Source organism: Streptomyces sp. WG5 (assembly GCF_049974565.1).
Classification (GTDB): domain Bacteria; phylum Actinomycetota; class Actinomycetes; order Streptomycetales; family Streptomycetaceae; genus Streptomyces.
Genome location: NZ_JBNGGC010000013.1, coordinates 36,208 through 56,059, shown reverse-complemented (window position 1 = coordinate 56,059; position 19,852 = coordinate 36,208). Strand labels below are relative to the sequence as shown.

The 19,852-nt window shown below is 75.0% G+C and carries 15 protein-coding genes; 6 read left to right on the top strand and 9 right to left on the bottom strand.

Translation table 11 applies throughout. From position 1 onward, the window contains the following. Positions 1-27 precede the first annotated feature (27 nt). From ACP4IX_RS15945 to ACP4IX_RS15930, 4 genes are read right to left on the bottom strand one after another with little or no spacing between them, the layout of a single operon-like run. Positions 28-624, bottom strand: coding sequence for an FHA domain-containing protein (locus ACP4IX_RS15945; RefSeq protein ID WP_426555893.1), 597 nt, complete (start codon positions 622-624; stop codon positions 28-30). Beyond that, on the bottom strand, positions 621-2,624 hold the full coding sequence (locus ACP4IX_RS15940; RefSeq protein ID WP_426555892.1) for an AAA family ATPase: 2,004 nt from the start codon (positions 2,622-2,624) through the stop codon (positions 621-623). The genes ACP4IX_RS15945 and ACP4IX_RS15940 overlap by 4 nt, the downstream gene beginning before the upstream one ends. 32 nt (positions 2,625-2,656) lie before the next feature. Next, positions 2,657-4,303: a hypothetical protein gene (locus ACP4IX_RS15935; RefSeq protein WP_426555891.1), complete on the bottom strand. Its 1,647-nt coding sequence runs from the start codon at positions 4,301-4,303 to the stop codon at positions 2,657-2,659. 57 nt (positions 4,304-4,360) lie between these two features. Continuing rightward, positions 4,361-6,577: a serine/threonine protein kinase gene (locus tag ACP4IX_RS15930; RefSeq protein ID WP_426555890.1), complete on the bottom strand. Its 2,217-nt coding sequence runs from the start codon at positions 6,575-6,577 to the stop codon at positions 4,361-4,363. A 254-nt stretch (positions 6,578-6,831) separates the two neighbouring features. Between ACP4IX_RS15930 and ACP4IX_RS15925 the strand changes: the two genes are divergently transcribed. Next, positions 6,832-7,989: a macro domain-containing protein gene (locus ACP4IX_RS15925; protein ID WP_426555889.1), complete on the top strand. Its 1,158-nt coding sequence runs from the start codon at positions 6,832-6,834 to the stop codon at positions 7,987-7,989. On the opposite strand, the gene ACP4IX_RS15920 is transcribed toward ACP4IX_RS15925, so the two are convergent. Next, entirely contained in the window at positions 7,964-8,665 is a 702-nt protein-coding gene (locus tag ACP4IX_RS15920) for a 4Fe-4S single cluster domain-containing protein (protein WP_426555888.1), read from the bottom strand. The genes ACP4IX_RS15925 and ACP4IX_RS15920 overlap by 26 nt on opposite strands. Positions 8,666-8,903: 238 nt before the next feature. Between ACP4IX_RS15920 and ACP4IX_RS15915 the strand changes: the two genes are divergently transcribed. Genes ACP4IX_RS15915 through ACP4IX_RS15905 form a run of 3 tightly spaced genes read left to right on the top strand, consistent with a single transcriptional unit; the run spans position 8,904 to position 11,984 of the window. After that, the gene (locus ACP4IX_RS15915; RefSeq protein WP_426523407.1) at positions 8,904-9,587 is read left to right on the top strand and encodes a hypothetical protein; all 684 of its coding nucleotides are present in this window, start codon (positions 8,904-8,906) and stop codon (positions 9,585-9,587) included. Between the two features lie 26 nt (positions 9,588-9,613). Next, the gene (locus tag ACP4IX_RS15910; RefSeq protein ID WP_426555887.1) at positions 9,614-10,372 is read left to right on the top strand and encodes a hypothetical protein; all 759 of its coding nucleotides are present in this window, start codon (positions 9,614-9,616) and stop codon (positions 10,370-10,372) included. Next, a complete protein-coding gene (locus tag ACP4IX_RS15905) occupies positions 10,350-11,984 on the top strand; it encodes a hypothetical protein (protein WP_426555886.1) in 1,635 nt (544 codons plus the stop codon). Before ACP4IX_RS15910 ends, ACP4IX_RS15905 begins: the two co-directional genes overlap by 23 nt. Positions 11,985-12,165: 181 nt before the next feature. Here ACP4IX_RS15905 and ACP4IX_RS15900 read toward each other — a convergent pair whose 3' ends face one another. The 3 genes from ACP4IX_RS15900 to ACP4IX_RS15890 are packed head-to-tail and all read right to left on the bottom strand — an operon-like array spanning position 12,166 to position 17,275. Then, positions 12,166-12,819: an RES family NAD+ phosphorylase gene (locus ACP4IX_RS15900; protein ID WP_426555885.1), complete on the bottom strand. Its 654-nt coding sequence runs from the start codon at positions 12,817-12,819 to the stop codon at positions 12,166-12,168. Beyond that, a complete protein-coding gene (locus ACP4IX_RS15895) occupies positions 12,819-13,496 on the bottom strand; it encodes a hypothetical protein (protein WP_426523411.1) in 678 nt (225 codons plus the stop codon). The genes ACP4IX_RS15900 and ACP4IX_RS15895 overlap by 1 nt, the downstream gene beginning before the upstream one ends. Next, positions 13,493-17,275 (bottom strand): CHAT domain-containing protein, encoded by a 3,783-nt coding sequence (locus ACP4IX_RS15890; RefSeq protein WP_426555884.1) that lies wholly within the window; start codon positions 17,273-17,275, stop codon positions 13,493-13,495. Before ACP4IX_RS15890 ends, ACP4IX_RS15895 begins: the two co-directional genes overlap by 4 nt. Before the next feature lie 237 nt (positions 17,276-17,512). Here ACP4IX_RS15890 and ACP4IX_RS15885 point away from each other — a divergent pair, with 237 nt between their 5' ends. Together ACP4IX_RS15885 and ACP4IX_RS15880 are read left to right on the top strand one after the other, a co-directional pair. Then, the gene (locus tag ACP4IX_RS15885; protein ID WP_426555883.1) at positions 17,513-17,917 is read left to right on the top strand and encodes a hypothetical protein; all 405 of its coding nucleotides are present in this window, start codon (positions 17,513-17,515) and stop codon (positions 17,915-17,917) included. Then, on the top strand, positions 17,914-18,570 hold the full coding sequence (locus tag ACP4IX_RS15880; RefSeq protein WP_426555882.1) for a hypothetical protein: 657 nt from the start codon (positions 17,914-17,916) through the stop codon (positions 18,568-18,570). Before ACP4IX_RS15885 ends, ACP4IX_RS15880 begins: the two co-directional genes overlap by 4 nt. A 94-nt stretch (positions 18,571-18,664) precedes the next feature. Here ACP4IX_RS15880 and ACP4IX_RS15875 read toward each other — a convergent pair whose 3' ends face one another. Further along, a complete protein-coding gene (locus tag ACP4IX_RS15875; RefSeq protein WP_426555965.1) occupies positions 18,665-19,705 on the bottom strand; it encodes a GlxA family transcriptional regulator in 1,041 nt (346 codons plus the stop codon). Positions 19,706-19,852 lie beyond the last annotated feature (147 nt).

Genomic DNA, 19,852 nt, shown 5'->3' with positions numbered 1-19,852 from the left:
CCGCCCGCCCCGGGCCCGCGGGAGGGGTCAGCAGGACGGCTGCCCCGGGATCCGCACCGTGAAGCTGACCACCGGTCCGAGCCACACCCGGTCGCCGTCCGCGAGGCGCTCCGGCCGGCCGGGGGCCAGGACCCGGTCGTTGACCCGCACCCCGTTGGTGGAGCCCTGCGGCACCTCCGTCAGCGAGACCGTGCCGTCCGCGCCGTGGGTGACGTCGGCGTGCTGGTCCGAAACCGTCGATTCCCCGGCGAGGAGGACGGCCGCCTCCGGGGCCCAGGCAGGGTCCCGTCCGAGGCGCAGTTTCCCGCCGGGCGGCACTTCGAGGTGGTTCCCGGCGCCGCGGAACACCAGCCGCAGCGCCGTGGTCCGGGACGGCCCCCGCGCGGTGCCCGCCGGCGCCGGGCCGCTCCGGAGCGGCGACAGACACGCCGGGCAGGAGGCCGTGCCGGCCGGGAGCCGGGCACCGCAGTGCGGACACGGGGCGAGGCGTGGTGCGGCGGCGGGCGGAGCCACGGGTGACGCGGCGCCGCGCCCGAGCGGACGCTCACCGGACAGCGGGACCAGGTCCAGGCCGTCGTCCTCGGGCCCGCGCGCGTCGTCGCCCCCGTGGCCGGGCACCGTCATCGCGCCCCGCCCTCCGCGCCGCTCCGGAAGTCCACCGCGATCTCCACCCGTCCGGCCTCGTCCTGCCTGACGTCCGAGACCAGCGCCACCGCCCCCGGGGCCAGATGGGGCTTGGCGAACAGGGCGCGGGCCAGCGGGTTGATCAGGTGGGTCTCCAGGACCATGCCGATGCCCCGCCCGCCCTTCCACGGGTCCTTGGTGCAGTGGCCGAGCAGCACCTCGCGCGCCTCGTCGGTCAGTTCCAGCACGATGCCGTGCCCGGCGGCCAGCTGCCGCCGGACGTTGCCGACCTGGAGATCGAAGATCTGCTCGGCCACCTGGGGGGAGATGAAGTCGAACACCACGACGTTCCCGCCCAGCCGGTTCATCAGCTCCGGCCGTCCGATGACCCGTTCGAAGTGCTCCTTGATGTTCCTGCGGACCAGGGCTTCCAGCTCGGGGTACGGAGTGCCCGGCTCCACCAGCGGCTGCCACTCCTGGGTCTGTGGATCGGTGCGCTGTACACCCAGGTTGGAGGTGAAGATCAGCACGCACTCGCTGAAGTACGTGGTGACGCCCTGCCCGTCGGTGAGCCGGCCGTCCTCCAGGACCTGCAGGAACTTGTCGAGGACGCCCTTGTCGGCCTTCTCGATCTCGTCGAAGAGGATCACCCGGAACGGGTTCTCCCGTACCGCGGTGGTGAGTTCACCGCCCGCCTCGAAACCGACGTACCCGGGCGGCGCCCCGACCAGGCGGTCGGCGGAGTGCGCCGCGGAGAACTCGCTCATGTCGAACCGGAGGTACGCCTGGTCGCTGTCGAACAGCACCGAGGCGACCGCCTTCGCCAGCTCGGTCTTGCCGGTGCCGGTGGGCCCGGCGAAGAACAGCACGCCGCGCGGCCGGTGCCCGGGGCTGGTGGCCTGCGCGCCGGAGAGCCCCAGCGCGGCCCGCTTCAGGATGTCGAGGGTCATCGCCACGGCGGCCTCCTGGCCCAGGACCCGTCGCGGAATGGCCCGCTCGTCCGTGGGGTCCTCGCCCTTGAGGATGCGCCGGCGGATCTCGTCGCGGCTCCACGGGTTGCGCTCCACGCCGAGCCGGTAGATCCGGACCGCGTCCGGCATCCGGTCGAACGGGAGGCGCCGGGCGAGGGCGAGGCGCAGGCTCTCCTGCATGGCGGTGAGGTTCATGCCGGAAGCGGCCCGCGCGAACGCCCCGACGGCCTCCTCCGCCTCCTCCTCCGTCGCGCGGCCGGCCGCCCGCGCGGTCGTCGTCCGCTCCCCGGCCGGCTGCCAGGACGGCGCGGCGCGCAGGTATTCCCGCCGCAGCTGCCGCGCCATCCGCCGCCGCTCGTCCGCGTCCGGCTCCGGCACCGCGACGGTGCGGATCCGCTCGCTGCCCGTGAGCAGCCAGTTCGGCAGGTCCCGTTCGCCGTCGGCCAGCCAGATCAGCGGGTTGAACAGCGATCCGGCCGCGTCACCGGTGGCTCCCGGCGGGCCCGGTACGGGCTTGGCCTCGACCGCGAGCTGGAGGCAGGCGAGGAAGAAGTCACGCTCCTCGGGGGTCAGCCGGTTCACGTCGCCCACCAGCCGTGAGGCGTGGTCGATCACCAGGGCCACGCGCAGCGGCGGCAGTACGCGGTCGCCCCGCACCTTGGCCCGTTCCGGCCCCCAGCCCTCGCCGATCGCCCTCAGCTGCGCCACCGTGCGCTGGGTCTGTGCCGGACCGGTGCCCGGGAAGTCCAGCGGTTCCAGGAGCGTCAGCACCGCCTCCCGGACGGTCTCGTCCGCCTGCATCACCTGGATGCCCGATACCTGGTCGCACAGCAGCAGCGCCTGGTAGCCCAGCGGGCGCAACCGGTTCCACAACACCCCCAGCAGCGGCAGCGGATGATCGCGGTCGCGGATCCGCACCAGGTGCAGGTCGCGGAAGTTGCCGTACAGGACGTACTGCGCGTGCACGCTCAGGGTGCCCGCCAGCTCCTCCGCGAAGAGCGGGAACCGGGCTTCCTTCTGCAGGTCCATGTGTCCTTCCCGATGGGGGTGCCCCCGCCGTGTCAGCGGGTCCGGTCACCGACGGTCCGGTGTTTGCGGGCGGGGGCCCCGTGGTCCGGTGCGCGGTTCCGCGCGCCCGCCGCGAGCACCTCGTCCAGTGCGACGGCGCCGTCCTCGCCGCGCAGGCCCGGCAGCGCGCCCCCGGTCTGTTCGACGCGCATGTCCAGGTCCAGCCCCAGCTCGCGCGCCACGACGGCGAACTCGTCGATCCGGTGGCGGGCCTCCGCGCAGCGTGCGTCGTCCACCGCCAGGTCCTCGGGCCGCCGCTCGCCCGGGCCGCCGCCGCGGTACATCGTGGCGATGCGCAGCGTGCCGTGGACCAGGGTCGCCCGGAGCCAGTGGTCGGGCCCCCAGCCGTCCGGGGTCCAGTCCAGTCGCAGTTCCTGCCCCTCGGGGCGCGTCGCGTCCGCCGGGCCGCCGTAGCGCTCCGCCAGTTCGGCCATCACCCCGGTCAGCTGCGTGCGCACGTACAGGGCTTCCAGATACGTCAGCCGTTCGGTGACCCGGAGTTCCACCAGCCGCCGCTCCTCGGCAGTGAGCGGGATTCCGTCCGTCAGGAGCCGGCGCAGGGGCTGCTCCGCGTCCGGCGCCTCGGGCAGAGGCTCCGTGTCCTCGGGGGCGCGGCGGGTGAGGAAGTCCAGCTGGGCGGCGGCCCACTCCTCCTCGGCCCGGCGGACGCGTGCCTTCCGGTTGGCGTCCTGCACGAACCTGCGGGCCTCGCCCAGGTGGCGGCGGGCCCGTGCCGGGTTCTCGCCGGCGTGCCGTGCGGCCCGCCCCACCGACGCGACGGCCAGTTCGACGGTGGCCGGCGCCGCCTGCGGATCCAGCGCGGCCAGGATGTCCGCGCCGAGCCGGCGGACGGCCTCGGCGTCCCGTTCCGTGTCCGCCGTCGCCCGGGGCGGTTCCGCGAAGGGCTGACCGGTCCGCTCCGCATCCGGCTCACGGTGCGTCATGTGGCGGGCCAGCATGGCGTCCCGACGTTCCCGTATCAGGCGCCGCCAGGTGTCGTCGGTCTCCTCCGCGTCGTCCATCACGTCCGCGAGCCGGCCGACCTCCCAGGCCGTCTGCGTCTCCTCGGCCCGGCGTACGGCCTCCTCGAAACGGGCCAGGTCGGCGCGGAGCGCGCCGAGCGGACGGCCCACCGGGTCCAGTGGCGGAGGCAGGTCGGGGCGCGGGGGCCCCTGGTCGCCGCCGGACGGGACGCCGGCGCGCGCGTGCCGGGCCAGCAGCGCGGTCCTGCGGGCGTTCGCCCGTACCACCGCGTACGCGGCCGCCTCCCACTGTTCGGCGCAGGTGGCCGACAGGGCCTCCTGCCGCTCCAGGCAGCGCTGTTCCTCGGCCGCCCGGACGGCGGCCGAGGCGAGGGCCCGGGTGGTGAGCATCGCGGCGCGGCCCGCGAGCAGGACGCCGCTGAGCGTGCCGAGGACCTCCACGGCCGCCTGGGCCGCCTCCTGCAGCCCGTGGCTCACCGCGTCCGACACCTGCGTGGCGGCGTCGCCCGCGTGGGTGGACGCCCGGGCGGCGGCGTCGCCCAGCTGTGCCGCACCGGCATCGGGTACCGCGTACAGGTCGACCGGTGGTGCCGGGGCCGGGAAGGCCACGGCCGGTGCCACCAGGTCGAGGGTGGGAAAGGCGGCTCCTGCGCTCATCCCCTGCCTCCCGTTCTCTGATCACATGTGTCGGAATGCCGGTGCCGGACGGGCCCGTCAGGCACGGCGCGCGGCGATCCGGCCGCGCCGCACGCCCACGCGGCGGGCCAGCCGGGCGCGCCGTTCCCGGCGCCAGGCGTGGCAGCGGCGCACGCTCCACCCGGCGAGGAGCACGACACTGGCCAGGGGCCAGACCCACGGAGCGACGGCGAGCGCGTAGAAGCCGAGCAGCACCGCACCGGCCAGGACGGCCGCGCCGAGCAGCACCGTCACGAACCGGCGCGACCGCACGAACCCCGCGGGCCGGTCGGCGGTGCGGATCAGCAGCCCGGCCAGCGACCGGTGCGGGTGGTAGGCGGGCGGCCCGATGTACGCGGCGGTCAGCAGCTCCGCCGCGAAGACCGCGGCCGCCGCCGGGACCGTCTGCACCCACGCGGTGACGACCGCCTCCTGGGAGGCGCGGCCGAACGCGTCGGCCAGCGCGATCACGAAGCACCAGGGCGCCGTCAGCACGGTGGCGCCGAACAGCGCCCAGGCCAGCGTCGGTGGCCGGTCCATGCGCCGCATGACGGCCACCACACCGTCCGTGTCCTCGTCCATCAGCCGCTGGACCTCCTCGTCGACCCGGCGCGAGTGCCGCTCGGCGGCCTCGCGGACGGCGTGCTCGGCGAGCAGCGCCGCCACCAGCAGCCGCAGCGGCTCGCCGTCCTCGCCGGACTCCGCGAGCCGGTCGAACCAGGGCACGGGCGCGGCGAGCCGGCCCCGTACCGTGGCGGCCTCCCGTGCGAGCTGCGCCGCCGCGCGGTCGGGTTCACGGGCCAGTTCGAGGAGCCGGGCGTCCACGGCGGGGGTCCGCCTGAGGGTCCGGCGGACGCGGTCGAGTCCGCCGATGTCCGGGGCGCGGCGCAGTTCCCGGACCAGGTGCGGCCAGCGGTCCCGCAGCGCGCCCCAGCGCTCGCGCACCTCGTCCAGGTCCTCCCCGCGGGGGCGCCGGGACAGGACGGTCAGGATTCCCGGCGCCGCCGTCAGGTGCCGGACCAGGGCGAGCGCCTCGGAGTCGTCCCGGCGGGCACCCCGGCTCAGCGCGCGGATGCCTTCGACGGTCAGCGGCACGCCCCACAGGGACACCTCGCGGTACGGGCCGAGCCAGGTGATCAGCCGGGCGCCGGTCAACGGGCCGGGGGGCTCGCGCAGCTCGCCGCGGAGCACGGCGAGCCGCCGCAGTTCCTCGGGGCTGCGCCCGCCGGCGGTCTCGAACTGGCCGAGCCACTCCACCAGGGCGGCGCGGTCCTCGGCGTCGGCCAGCATCGCGTCCGTGGCGGACGGATGGCACTCCAGGGCCCGGGCCAGGTGCTCCGGTTCCGTGTGCCGTTCGCCGAGGAAGTGGAAGGGCCGCAGGCCGGACGGTGGCGGGGTGCCCGGCGCCTGCCCCCGGGTACGGCCGGGGACCGGCGGGGACTCCCCGGCGAGCCACGCCGCGACCTCGTCCGCGCCCCAGCGGTCCTCCGGGGCGCGCGTCAGCAGCCCCTCGCACAGCCGGCGGGTCCGCCCGTCGCGTACGCCGCTGACGTCGGGATCGTGCGTGGCGATCTCCCTGAGCACCGCTTCGTCGCTGAAGAAGTCCACGGGGTGGGTCCCCAGGGCGAGTTCGGCGAGGATCATGCCGACCGCCCACCAGTCTCCGGCCTCGGAGACGGTCTGGTGGAGGGCGCCGGCCTCGGGCGCGAGGTACTTGGGCTTGCCCCGCCAGGCGCGCCGCGGTCCCGGGTCCTCGTCGGGCCGGTACGCGGCGACCCCGAAGTCGACGAGCACCAGCTCCAGCGCGTTCCCGCGGCGGCTCTCGACCATGATGTTGTCCGGGGTGACGTCGCGGTGGACGATCTCCCGCTCGTGCAGCGCGGACACCGCGGCGTGCAGCTGCCGGGCCACGGCCTCGACCCTCGCGGGCGGCATGGGGCCGGGACTCCCGTCGAGGTAGGCCCGCAGGTCGGTCTCCCCGTGCGACCGGAACAGCTGGTAGGGGTGGCCGTCGGCGAGGCCCGCCTCGACCAGCCGTTCCAGGTGGGGGCCGGGCTCCTCGCCGAGCAGCCGTCCCACCGCGGGGTCCGGGGCGTGCATACGGTGGTACCACTTCAGCACCAGCGGTGCGTCGCCTGCCTGAGCGTCGGCCTCCCGGACGCGCAGCACGACGGCCTGGCTGGGGCGTTCGGCGGCCCTCAGGAGCTTCACCAGGGCGAATCTCCGGGCCAGCGCCGGTGGCACGTCGTCGCGCACGGGGCGGGTTTCGGTCCGGCGGGCATCGGTGAATCCGCCGTCCGTGGGAGAAACGAAATCAGTCACCATCCGGCCTTCCGGGAAGTCGACTTCGGGGACGACCGCAAATGATGGGTGCGGGAGTGGCACGACAATACCCAAGGGAATTCCGGTACGAACGTGTTCCACGGAATTACCCGGGCGCGCACCGGCGCACACAGGGAGCGCACTCCGGACCGCTCTCCTCGCGCGCCCCGAGGATTACCATGCACCGCATGCGCTCCCTTCCCCCGCACCAGGCCCTCGTCGACGAACTGAGGGCCCTCAGGCGGCCCGGCCTGCCCAGGCTCCGGCACTGCGCCCGGGAAGCGCTGCGGGACACCGCCGTCGCGGCCGGGCTGTGCGGCGGGGAGGACGACGAACTGGAGGGCATCGAGCGGCTGCTGGCGGCGGCCGTACGCCGTCTGACGGGCGGCGGCCCGCTGCACGACGGACCGGGGTGCGATCCGCTGGCCCGGGCCGCCGCGCACACCTTCGGGCTCTTCGCCGACCGGCGCGGAGTGCCCGCGGCCGACCGGAGGAAGGCCGCGGCGGCCGTCTACGGGGTGAGCACCGAGCGGTTCCGGCGCAGCCACGAGTTCGAGGTGCTCGCCGAACTGGCGACCGGCGCCCTGGCGTTGGCCCGGGAGGCCACGGCCCGGCCGGGCCCGGACGGCACGGGCGGCACGGTGCAGGACACCGCGTCGCGGACCGCGCCGGAACCGGCCGCGTCCCCCCTGCTCGCAGATCCGCCGCCCGCCGCCCCGGTGCCCGCGCACGTGGCGGCCCGGATCGAGATACGGGTCTGCCCGATGGAACTCGTACGGGACGCGGACATCCTGGTCTCCTCGGAGAACGTCTACCTCGAGATGTCCAAGATCTTCCGTCCGACCGTCTCCGCGGCGCTGCGCAGGGCCGCCGCCACCCGCAACGCCGCCGGGGAGATCGTCGACGACGTCCTGCCGCGCGAGCTGAGCACCTGGCTCCGCAGCCACGGCCGGGCCGGCCTGCCGGTGCGGCCCGGCACCGTGGTCGCCACCTCTCCCGGCGCGCTCGCCGCGCACGGCGTACGACGCATCCACCACGCCGCCGTCTCCACCCCCGTGGAAGACGGTGACCGCTACCACGTCGCACCCGCCGCACTGGCCGAGGCCGTGCAGGCCTCGTTCGCGCTCGCCCGGGAGGAGCGCGCGACCCTCTCCCTGCCCCTGTCCACCATCTGCTTCCCCCTGATCGGCGCGGGACGTGGCGGCCTGCCCGCCCCGACCGCCGCCCGCTGGCTGCTGTGGGCCGTCCGGCGCGAACTGCGCGAGGACACCACCTGGTCGGTGCGTCTCGTGACGCGCCGACCGGACCACGCCGACGTGCTCAGGGCCGCCAGCTCGGATCGCTGAGCGACACTCCCGCGCTCTTCGACTGCCGTTCCAGTTCCGCCAGTTCGCCGCGCAGCGGCACCCCGTAGAGCCGCAGGCCCACGGCGGTCCCGGTGTCGACCACCGCCTGGAGGCGGGCGCCGGTGCTCTCCCGCTCCTGGTGCGGCGCGTAGCGGACGACGCCCAGGGGCGTACACGGCCGGATGCGCTGGTTGGCGGAGCCCCGCCACACCAGGCCCGTCGGCTCGGCCACCCGGAACCGCCCGGTGACCACGGCGTCGGCGTGCCGGAGCGCCGAAACCTGATCCGGCGTCAACTCGTCGAGCTCGTACCCCGTGTACACCAGCAGGTCGGCCGCGGCGATCCCCCCGGCCCCGGCCCCGGCCCCGGTCGCCGAGCCGCTCGCCGCCGCGTCCCGCAGACCGGCCGCGCCGGCCAGCAACCCGGCCAGCGCGTCCGGCTGCTGGAGGGGCTCACCGCCACTGACCGTGAGCCCCTCCGCACCCCTTTCCAACGCCTCCCCCCACAACTCCAGCAGCGCGGAAACGGATACGTGCGTCCCCCCTCGGGCATCCCATGTGTGCCGGGACATGCAGCCCGCGCACGCCAGGGAGCAGCCCTGGAACCAGACCCCGAGACGCCTGCCCGGCCCCAGTGCCTCCAGGGGGAAGTGGGTCCCGCTGATCCGGACGTCCATGACCGCTCCTCCTCGGGTGCTGACCGCGAGTATGTCGGGCTCCGGAACCGGCCCGCAATCGTGTTCCCGCCTGTACCCGGCCGGATACCGGACGGAATCCGGTTGTTTTTCGGAGGCCCGCCGGAATGGTCGATTCCCCCTCTGTTTTCGCCTCTCCGGAGGCGATCGTTTCCGCTACTCTCTCCGTCACCGCGCCACGATCTCCACGGAGATCACGTGGGGAATGGGGGTAGCTCCAATGATCAATTCCGGCCGCACGGGCGGAACCGCCCGAAGACTGAGAATCGGAATCGTCTCGACGGCCGTCGCCCGCGGCCACGGCCGGCGCGACGCACCGGGACTGCTGGACGCGCTGACGGACGTCGTGGAGGGGCGGCACCCCTCCACGGACGGCCTGCCGCCCTATGTGCTGGGTGTGCGGGCGCAGGTCGTCCGCAGCACCACCCGGTTGCGTTCGCGCATGCTGCTCGGCAACCGCGCACTGAGCGAACGGATCCAGGCGGAGTCCGTACGGGTCGTCACCCAGTACACGGTGCGCGGCGCGCCGGCGCCGGCCGCCCTCGCCCGCTACGGCGAGATGGTCGGCGCCTGGCGCAACTCCGCGACCGTCTGCCGGTCCCGCGCCCAGGGCCTCGTCGACGAGGCCAACCACCTGCTGACCTGCTACTGGGACGCCGCCTGGACACGTGCCCGCCGCTCGCGCGAGATCCCGGAGCGACGCCCCACCGGATGGCTGCCGGGCCGGACCGAACTGGACGCCACCTGGCACCGGGTCGACGACGGCCTGCTGTCCGACCGCTGGTACGGGCCCGGTGCGCCCGCGACGGCCGCCGATCCCGCGGCCGTCGCGCAGGCCCTGGCCATCCTCGACAGCCAGACAACCCGGGGCGGCGCGCCGCGCGGAACGGGCAACAGGGGATGAGCTCCCCCTCCACAAGGAAGGTCACCGTGCACTTCTCAGCACATGTGCGGACCCGGCCGCCCCGCGGCGGCCGGCTGCTCGCGCTCATACCGGCGGCCGCCCTGGTCGCCGCCCTGGCGTCCTGCACCTCCCAGTCCGAGGCGCTCACCACACCCTGCGGAGTGGTCGTCGACGGTTCGGGCTCGGCGGGCGCGACGAAGAACGGGTTCGACGCCGAGGCGAAGCTGAAGGGCGAACTGCTGCCGTTCCTCCAGGAACAGAAGTGCGGCACCGTCGACTTCGCCCCCATCACCTACACCTCCCAGATCTCGTCCTGCAAGGTGGACCGGGTCGACCTCGACCCGCCGCACGACGAGACGACGGATCAGGACAGCCAGCGGCGCCAGGCCCGCGCCCGCGCCGCCGCAGAGGCGCTCAAGGAACTGAAGTGCGCCAAAGAGGAGCGTCCGGGCTCCGACGTGTGGGGCGCGCTGGACCGCATCGCCTCGGTGATGCCCTCCGACGGCCCGAAGGCCAAGCTGCTCGTGGTGAGCGACTTCGAGCAGTCCGACCCCGAGTTCTCGATCGGCGACGCCGACCTCACGACGCAGGCGGGGCGGGACAAGGCCATCGCCTCCCTGGTCGAGGGACGCGGCCTGCCGGCCATCGGCGGAATGAGCGTCTACCCCGTCGGCTTCGGCATGAAGTACGGGGACCGGGCCAGCGAGTACGAGGGGTTCGAGAAGTTCTGGATGGAGGTCCTGGAAGAGAGGGCGAAGGCCGATGTCCACAACGAATACCAGTGAACCGCGCCGCCAGCGGCGCGGTCGGCTGAGCCTGCCGGCACCCCGCGGAGCGGACCGGCCGAGCGGTGTCCGCGGCCGCAGCGGTGTGCCCGTACCGCGGTCCGACGGTTCCGCCGTCCTCGACGACCGGGCCGAGCGGCGACTGCTGCGGACCGCGAGCGCCATGGGCGGCAAGGCCGCCAAGCGGGGCGTGCTCGACCCCTGGGTGCTGCAGAGCGGAGACCGCGTCCCCTACTTCGCCGAACTCGCCTCCGTGCGGGACCGGGTGATCGGAAGGATCGGGGAACAGGCCGGGCTCACCGAGGAGCAGGAGAAGCTCCACGACGCCCGCGCGGAGTCCGAGGTCACCAAGTGCACGGCGGACACGACGCTGCTCGACCACCGCCTGCGCGAGGCGGAGGAGCAGATCGCCACCGCCAAGGAACAACTGGACATCCTCGCCCGGCGCACCACCCGCTGGAACCGCTTCCGCGACGCCATCCGCGCCCGGCTGGAAGCCCGGTGGATGGAGCAGACCTTCCCCGCCGTGCCGTCACCCCGCCGCGGCGCCGCCGCCGATGGCGACGGCGACGACGGCGACGGCGACGACGGTGCCGGCCGGCGGGTGCCCACGCCCGCGGCCGTCCCCGCCCAGGCCCGGCAGACCCGTTCCGAGGAGGAGCCGGACATCCTCCAGCCGGTGCCCCGCACCGGCGAGGCGCCCCGTCCCGCCGACGGTGACGGCGACGACGGCACGGCACCGGGCCGCACGCCGTTCACCGGGGCGCGGGCCGCCGTCGGGAACGTCTCCGCCGACGCCTGGGAGGGACTGGCCAAACGGCCCGGGCTGCCCGGCTGGCTGACGTGGGTGACGCTCCTGGCGATCGTGCTGGTGGAGGCGCCCATCTACTGGGCGGCCTTCCAGCCGTTCCACGGGGTGGGCAGCGTCGACGCCGACACCCAGACCATCACGCTGGCGGCGGCCGCCGCGTTCGTCATGGTCCTGCTGCCCCACCTCGCCGGACGCATGCTGCGCTGGCGGGCCACGACCGGCGCCGTCCGCGCCTCGTGGCTGCCGTCCCTCACCCTGCTCGGGGTGTGGGTGGCGCTGACCGTCCTCTTCGGCATCCTGCGCGCCGAGTTCGTGACGCAGAGCGAGGGCGAGACCGAACTACCCCCGGAGGCCGAGGGATTCGCCGGCGCGGACACCGGATCGACCGCCACCCTGCTCGACCGTCTCGACCTGGCGCCCCAGACGGTCACCGCGATCTTCTGCGCCCTCCTGCTGCTGTCCGGCGGGATCAGCTTCCTCCTGGGACTGTTCCGTGAACACCCCTTCCTCGACGCCTACCGGACGGCGCTGGAACGCCGCGACGCACTCCTGCGGCGCCGCGAGGAGAGCGTCGCGGCGACGGAACGGGCACGGGCCACGCGGAACACGGCCGAGGCGCGGCGGGAGGACCGCCGGCAGGCGACGGAGCAGCGGATCCGTGCCGTGCACGCGCTGTACGACGCGGCGGCGGCGGCCTACCTGAACGGCCTGGTCACCGGATCCGGCGACCCGGCGGTGACGGAGGCGGCCATGAAGCTCGCCGACACCTGGCCGCTGCTGCCGGCCGCCGGACGGCGCTGACCGCCGACCGCCCGGACGGCCGTCGCCCGGACCCCCGCCCGACCGGGCGGGGGTCCGGGCGACGGCCTTGGACCGACTGCCACCGACCGGGGGACCGGTGCCGCGGCCGACCCGCCGGTGCCGCGGCGGGGCGGTCGGCCGGAGCCCCGTCGGCGGAGCCCGTGGGTTCGCATTCCACCGGTCAGAACTCGGGCTCCGAAATCACCGCCCGCAGCGGGCCCAGCAGCCGGTTGACCTCTGCCAGGCCGGTGGCGGAGTCCAGCCGGTAGCACTCCTCCGGCCGGGACGCGAAGAGCGGTTCGGGGCACCGGTCCCCGAAGAACTGCAGGGCCTTCCGCGGCATGCAGCGCTTGGACGTCCAGCACAACCCCTGCGTTTCCCGGCTGTTCGCACGGATCAGCCGGACCCAGTACCGGGTCTGCGCGTACTCCATGCTCGTCACCAGCCAGTCGTCCTGCCACACGGCCGCCAGGCCCTCCGCGCTGGTGAGGTCGACCAGCGTCACGTCCGAGACCGTACGGACCGCCGAGAGCAGGTACCGGGACGCCTGCGCCCACGGAACCTGCCGGACGGCCGCCCGCTCGTCGAACTCCACCGACCTCAGCAGCACCTCCGCGAGCGCGGTCACCGGATCGAGCGCGGCGTACAGGTACGGGTACGGGTCCTTCTCGGTGGAGTCGAAGCGGCTTCCCTTGAAGTGCTCGTGTGCCGTACGGGGGTTGTACTGCCCCACGCCGTACCGGGCCTCGTGGCAGCGCCAGAGCAGGGACCCCGCCGGCAGCTCGGTGCACAGCGGTTCCATGGTCACGCCCTCGGGCGGAATCTGACCGACCATCAGCCACCCTCCACCAGTTCGGCGGCGGCCTCGACCAGGTCCTCGTCCGGCAGGGTGCCGAGCAGCTCCGCCGGAACCCCGCGCAGCCACGCGTTGCCGCCCAGCCACCAGTCGGCGGCGCCCCAGGGGTCCCGGTCGGCGCGCAGCAGCTCGTTGATGCGCCGCACGACGGGCAGCGGCTCGGCCGTGCCCGGCCTGAACTGGAACCGCGGGTAACGCGGACCGTTTCCCGGGTCGTTGAGCCGGATCACACCGGGCGGCTCCGGCCCGCCGTCGGGCACGCGGGCCAGCAGGCCCGCGTGTTCCTGCGGCGACAGGGCCGGGGCGGCGAGCAGGCGAGCGCGGGCGGAGCGCCGCAGCTCCTCCGGCCCGGCCGGTGCTTCGTCCAGGACGCCGATCAGATCCGCCACGAGCGCGGCGGACGGAACGCTCGGGGCCCCGGTGGCGTACCGCGGGCCGTCGAGGTGTTTCGCGACGGGATGGCCGGGCGGGAGCACCGCCAGCGCGCGCACCAGCCGGCGCAGCGCGCGGGCCGTGCCCGGCACCCGGCCGGCGACGGTCTCGTCGTACAGCAGGCGCAGCGCGGCGACGACCTTGCGCCGGGATTCCTCGTCGAGTTCGCCCGGCAGGAGGCGGGCGTTCTCCTTCAGGGACACGAGCAGGTCGGTCGGATTCACCGGATTCCCCCCTGGGCGGTCTCGGTCGGTGCGGCCGGGGCGGGATTGCCCTGGTGGACGAAGGCGGCCCAGGTCTCGGGCCGTTCGCGAAAGTCCTGGCGGAGCCGGTAGCCGGAGACGTCCGTCAGCCCGGCGACCGCGGGACGCAGGTCCGGCGGGGTGATCATCCAGCGCTGTGCGGCCCGCAGGGCGTCCGGCGGTGCGAGCCCCGCGGCGAGCCGGTCGTGCAGGACCAGCATGAGGATCTCGGAGCTGCCGTCGGGGACCCGCCACCGGGAACCGATGGCGTCGGCCGCGACCCGGTGGACCAGGACCGAGGTCACCGTCAGGGCCTCGTCGTGGTCGCGGGTGGTGAGGTCCGTCTCGCACGCGCTGCACACCACCAGCGGGCCCGGTGCCTGGGGCGAGGCGCCGCCGGACGGGGTGTCCAGCAGGGTGCTGAGGGTGAGATCGGCGCTGACGGCGCCGTCCGCCGCGGCCGCCGGGGGCGGGGCCAGCCGCAGGGCGGAGGTGGTCGGGTCGGGCCCGGCCAGCCCGTGGCAGGCGAGGTGCACCAGCGAGGCGGGAGCGTCGTCCCGCGCGCCGAGCAGTCCCAGGACCGCCTCCGGGGTGGGGGTGGTGCCGTACGACTCGGTGAGGTGCTCGGCATCCGGGTAGTACCGCTCCTGGAGGACCTCGACCTCCTCCTCCCCCCACATCAGGTCGTGCCCGTGGAAGACCAGGGCGGGCCGCTCGGCCGGGCGCATGCGCCGCCGTGCCGACGCGCGGAGGAACTCCCGCCCCGAGGCCGCGTGGGAGACGACCGCGACCTCGCACAGCCGCACGGTGTCCGGGCCGCCGGCCCCGGCGGGCGGCCGCACCACGGCCGCCTGCCACGGCACCACCCCCAGCTCACCGCAGGGCACCAGCACCAGCCGTACGGCGGCCCCGCGCGCACCCTCGGCACCGGGGGAGCCCGAGTCCTCCGGGCCGGGGGAGGGGGAGCCTGAGTCCTCCGGGTCCGGGGAGCGTGCGTCCTCCGGGCCGGGGGAGCGTGTGCCTTGCCCGTCGGCGGAGCGCCTGCCGTCCGGGGCGGCCCCGCGCGCACCCTCCGCGTCCGCCGGGTGACGGGTGAGCCCGGATTCGTGCAGGGCCCGTTCCCAGAGGCCGAGGTGGTCCAGGACCGGGCCCACCACGCCACCGGCCCAGTCGCACAGCGCGGTGAGCGCCGTCGACCAGGCCCGGTCCGCCCGGTCGCGTTCCTGGTGCGACACCTCCACGTCGGCCGACTCCAGCCGCTGCCGGGCCGCCCCGGCCGCCAGGAAGTCCCTCACCGGGGCCCGGCCGTCACCGGACAGCTCCGGAGACCGGACCACGCCGACCGGCCCGTGAGGGGTGACGAGGAGCAGCGCGCCGTCCTCGGCACCGGAGCCCGGCAGCAGATGGACCAGGGCGTCCGCCCCGGAGCGCGCCAGCCCGGCGCGCAGTGCGGTCACCGTCTCGGCCGACGGTTCGTCGGCCGGCCGCTCCCGGCCGCGCAGCAGGGCCAGCGACTCGCGCCGCAGGTCGCCGGGGAGCGAGGGCCCGCCGGGCGATCCGGACAGCAGCTCGTCGAGCGGGGAGCGGGACACCCCGTCGGCGGCCGGGGCCTCGCCCGCCGGCGCGGTGGTGCGCCAGCGTTCCGCGAGGTCCCGCGCGCCGAGCGCGGCCAGCCGGTCGGCGACGCCCAAGGACACCGCGGCGGCCCGGAGCACCAGCGAGCGGCCGGCCTCCAGACAGCCGACCGCTTCCTCCGGGTCCCCGATCCGCAGGGCCCACAGGGCAGCCGCGCGTCCCCGGTCGGCACCCTGCCGGGCCATCCGCAGTCCGTGGTGCACCCCGGCCTGCAGCAGCACGTCGTCCGCCGTGGCCCGCAGCGCGTCCCGGGCCGCACCCACGGCGGCACGCAGGTCCTCGGTGGCCTCGGGAGTGCCGGGCCGCGTGCCCGCCCGGCCGGCCAGGGCCTTCGCCAGCGATCCGTGGACGGCGGCGTTGCCCGGAGCGTCCGGCGGCAGCGCCGACCGGGCCTGCCGCAGCTCCGCCACGGCCTCGTCCAGGGCGGCCGGGTCGCCCGTGAGGTCGTACAGCGTCTCCAGGGCGATGGCGAGCGCGCTCCGTACCCGGGACTCGAAGTCGAAGGTGACTCCGGGGCCCTCGAGCGTGGACCGGGTGCGCTCGATGCCCGCGGCGAGGCGGCTCGGGTCCTTCTCCACCACCGCGGTGAGCGCCAGCAGCGGGGCCCAGGAGGCGTCCAGCAGGGTCCGGAGCGCGGGGATGTCCACCGACTGCTCCATGACCTGCTCGAAGTGGTGCACGGCCGTGCGGACGTCCTCCGTCGCCCGGCTGAGCAGCGCCATCGCCAGGGATGCCGAGCCCAGCAGGAACGAGTGCATCACCGTCACCCACTCCTCGGCCCCGGCGAGCACGTCGTCCAGTTCCTGGAGCTCGAGCAGCACTGACTCGACGGCGTCGGGGTCGCCGCTGTCCGACGCCCGGGACAGGGCGATCTGCAGCCGCAGGAAATGGCCGCACGCGCGGAGCGTGATCGCCAGTTGGCCGCCCGGCGGACCGCCGGTCCGGTCGAGATCGCGCAGAATGGCGTCGGCCAGCTCCTCGTCCTGCAGACTGCCTCCGGTCATCGAGGCTCCGGCGAGCATGCCGGCCGTGACGCCCGGCAGCCAGTCGGTGAGCTGGTCCGCGTCGAACTCGCCGGCCGTGAACGCCTCGTGCACGAGTTTCAGCCCGGCGTTCATGCCCGTCATGTCGCCGGTGCGGGTGGCCTGCGCCAAGTGGAGCATGGCCGCGATCATCCGGGCGGACAGCGAGGAGTCGTCCGGCCCGGCGTCCTCGCGGCCCGTCAGGGCGCCGAGGAGCTTGGGCAGCTCGGCGGGGGCCAGTGTTCCGGGGTCCTGCGCCTCGGTCAGGGCCAGGATCTCCCACAGGGCGCTCATGCCGCCCTCCGGGTCCGGAGTCTGCTCCTTCGCGTCCGCCGCGCGGTCGTGCGGCAGCAGCGACAGCAGGGTGGGCAGTACGGAGTTCAGCAGACGGGGCAGGAAGGAACCCTCGTGCCGGCCGGACCGCACCAGCCGCTCGGCCGAGGCGAACACGCCGTGCATGTCGTCGCGTTGCATCGCCTCCAGCGCGGTACCGAGCAGGAGGAAGTGTTCCCGCTGCTCAGGGCTCAGGTTCCCCGAGTCGTTCGCCAGCAGCAGGTGGAGCAGCAGCTGGGAGTCCTCCGGAAGGCCGGAGCCGCCGTACCGCTCGGGCCTGCCGGCCTCCATGGCCATGCGCACGTCGTCCAGCCGCAGACCGTCCGAGGCGTCGACCCCCGCCTCCCGCACCTCCGTCTCCAACCGCACCAGCCGCGACCCCAGCAGGGCGACGAGATCGCGGCGCGCGGTGCCGCGGCACTCCGCGTCGAGCAGCGCCGACTCGCGGGCCTCCTGCAGCAGCTCGCGGGCCTGGAGCCGGTCCTGCGGACGCTGTCCGAGGACGTACCGTGTGGCGACCAGCGTCCCGAGCCGTGCCCTGAGCCGGGCCCGGAGCACGTCCTGGCCGGGCGTCCGCCCCGACTCGTCGGCGAGGAGGGACAGTTCGTCGATCCGGGCGTCCAACTCCGGGCCGCTGGGGCCGCTGTGCTCCCCGGCACGGAAGGGGACGGTGCAGCCCGCAGTCCCGGCCAGGGCGGCCTCGGCGCGTGCGCCGGCCGGTGAGTCGTCCGAGTGGTGCGGGGCGTGTGCGTCGTGCGCGGCGTCGTCCATCCGGTGTTCCCTCCCGTACTCATCATGCCCGTCCGTGCGGTCCGGCACGGCCGGTTGGCGAGGGCCGCCGCCGCCCGACCGGAGATCGACCGATTGCCGCCCGGCAGCCGACCACTCTCCGTCCGAACCGGACGTTTCCCGGTCGCGGCCCGTCGACGCGGGGCGTCCCGTGATGTCCTGGCGGGGATCCGGGCCGACGAGTGCCCGGCAGGCACGCGGTGGTGCGAGGAGGCACACATGGCGGACGCGGACGCGGACACGGGCACCGACACGGCCGGTCAGGCTCAGGCCGGTCCGGATCCGGCCGGTCAGGCTCCGGCGGTTCCGGATCCGGCCGGCTCGGCGCCGGGAGACCGGGAGCCCGTCGCCTACCGGGAGACGACGCGGGCCGACTACGCGGCGACGTACACGGACGCCTTGGACGTCGTGCCCGTCAACCAGGAGACGCTGGTGCTCAGCGGACGGTGCCCGCGGTGCGGCTGCGCGTGCACCTACCTCCACGTCCGGCGCGCGTTCCGCGGACCGTCGCGCCGCGCGGACGGCATCCCGGTCATCTGCACGTGCGAGACCGCGCATCCCGGCCGCCCCGAGGGCGAGACCGGCTGCGGCGCCTACTGGAACGTACGGCTGGAGCGCGTGTGACGGCCGGCCGGCGCGTTGTTCCCGGACCCCCGGCGACGCCCTCCGACCGCGACGCGGCCCGCCGGACCGTGGACCTGCTGGCCGCCGAACTGCCCCGCGTCCGGGAGGCCGCGTACGCCTGGCGGCACGGACTGGCCGGCCTCTTCGTCGGCCTGCTCGGCTTCGGCCTGATCAAGGGACGGACCGACGTCAGCAAACTCGCCGCGCCCTACGGTGTGTTGGTCGGCGGTGCGCTCCTGGCCTCCCTGGTGTGCGGCACGGCCGGCGCCCTCCTGCTGCTGCGCGCGGCCCACGGCGCGCCCGGCATGGTCTCCCTCGCGCCGGACACCGCACCGGCCGCCGCCCGGCTCCGGGCCGACGCGCACGTGGAGACGCTGCGCGCCGTACGCGCGCTGCGGCTGGGCGTGCTCCTCACCCTGGTCTGCGGTGCGGCGCTGGTGGGAGCGGTCGCGCTCACCTGGTACGGCCCGGTCCAGGAGGGGCCGCGGCTGCTCGTGCGGACCTCCTCGGCCGCCCATTGCGGGCAGTCCCTGCGAGTCACCGACGGCGGACTGGTGCTCAAGACGGAGACGGGCGAGGTGACGGTGCGTCTGGCGGACATCGTCTCCCTGGGCCCCGTCGACGCCTGTCCGGCGGCCGGGGCGAGCCCGTGAGAGGGCCCTCGGGGCGGCACGGAGCGCACCGCGCGCCGTCCGTCCCGTCCGTGCCCGCCTGCCGGGCGCTGCCACGAGCTTGCCGACCGCCGGACTAAGGCGCACGGCCTCGTTCGGACGGGGAGGGGGAGCCGGGTGTCACGCCGCTTCGTCGTGCGCGTGGTGGCGGGAACGCTCGTCGGTAGTCGTTGGGGGAGACGCCCACGTGCTTGCGGAAGTGGTGGCGGAAGTTGTTGGCGGTGCCGAGGCCGGTGACGGTGCCGATCTGCTCGATGGGCAGGGTCGTGGACTCGAGGAGGCTGCGGGCGAGGGTGAGCCGTTCGTTGAGGAGCCACTGCAGGGGTGTGGTCCCGCCGGCGGCCTGGAGGCGGCGGTAGAACGTGCGCGGGCTCAGGGCCGCGCGCCGGGCCAGGTCCTCGACGGTCAGTGGTTCGTTCAGGTGGGCCCGAGCCCATGCGAGTACCGGGGCGAGGCCGGCGTCGTCGGTCGCGGGCATCGGCATGTCGATGAACTGCGCCTGCCCGCCGGGGCGGTGGGCGGGGACGACCATGCGGCGGGCCAGCTGGTTGGAGATGTGCGCGCCGAGGTCACGGCGTACGAGATGCAGGCACAGGTCGAGGCCCGCGGTGAGCCCGGCGCTCGTCAGGACGTTGCCCTCGTCCACGTACAGGACCGAGTCGTCCACCTCTACCTTCGGGTACCGCTCGGCGAGTTGGGCCGCGTGCATCCAGTGCGCGGTGGCACGGCGGCCGTCGAGAAGCCCCGCCTCGGCCAGCGCGAAGGCGCCGTTGCACAGGGAGACCACGCGGGCCCCCGCGTCGTACGCCCGGCGCAGCGCGGTGACGAGCCCTTGCGGCAGGGGCCGGCCCTCGTCGACGCAGGCGTCGGGCACGGACGGGACGATGACGGTGTCGGCGCCCACGATGTCGTCGATGCCGTACGGAGTGCGGACCGAGAACCCGGACGGGCCCGGCCCCCCGTCCTCCGGCCCGGCGCCCCCGTCGCCGAGGCTGCACAGGCGGAAGTCGTACCAGGGATCCGCCAGGTCGGGCTGCGGCTTGCCGAAGACCGTGCACGGAATGCTCAACTCGTAGAGGTCCCAGGCGGGGACGTCGATCTCCTCGGTCACGACCACGGCGACTGAACCAACGCTCACCCCGCCAGCGTAACGGCACGATTTTGGTGGTCGCTGTCACTGCTGTCACTGTCCCGGACCGGCCCGCCCTGCGAGCGTGGTGGGACCGATGGGCGGCACTCCCGGGTGCACGGCGAACCGGGCCAC

Bases quoted from the DNA above. Each gene is read 5' to 3' on its own strand.
- ACP4IX_RS15945 (WP_426555893.1), bottom strand. From the start codon at position 624: ATGACGGTGCCCGGCCACGGGGGCGACGACGCGCGCGGGCCCGAGGAC.
- ACP4IX_RS15940 (WP_426555892.1), bottom strand. From the start codon at position 2,624: ATGGACCTGCAGAAGGAAGCCCGGTTCCCGCTCTTCGCGGAGGAGCTG.
- ACP4IX_RS15935 (WP_426555891.1), bottom strand. From the start codon at position 4,303: ATGAGCGCAGGAGCCGCCTTTCCCACCCTCGACCTGGTGGCACCGGCC.
- ACP4IX_RS15925 (WP_426555889.1), top strand. From the start codon at position 6,832: ATGCGCTCCCTTCCCCCGCACCAGGCCCTCGTCGACGAACTGAGGGCC.
- ACP4IX_RS15920 (WP_426555888.1), bottom strand. From the start codon at position 8,665: ATGGACGTCCGGATCAGCGGGACCCACTTCCCCCTGGAGGCACTGGGG.
- ACP4IX_RS15915 (WP_426523407.1), top strand. From the start codon at position 8,904: ATGATCAATTCCGGCCGCACGGGCGGAACCGCCCGAAGACTGAGAATC.
- ACP4IX_RS15905 (WP_426555886.1), top strand. From the start codon at position 10,350: ATGTCCACAACGAATACCAGTGAACCGCGCCGCCAGCGGCGCGGTCGG.
- ACP4IX_RS15900 (WP_426555885.1), bottom strand. From the start codon at position 12,819: ATGGTCGGTCAGATTCCGCCCGAGGGCGTGACCATGGAACCGCTGTGC.
- ACP4IX_RS15890 (WP_426555884.1), bottom strand. From the start codon at position 17,275: ATGGACGACGCCGCGCACGACGCACACGCCCCGCACCACTCGGACGAC.
- ACP4IX_RS15885 (WP_426555883.1), top strand. From the start codon at position 17,513: ATGGCGGACGCGGACGCGGACACGGGCACCGACACGGCCGGTCAGGCT.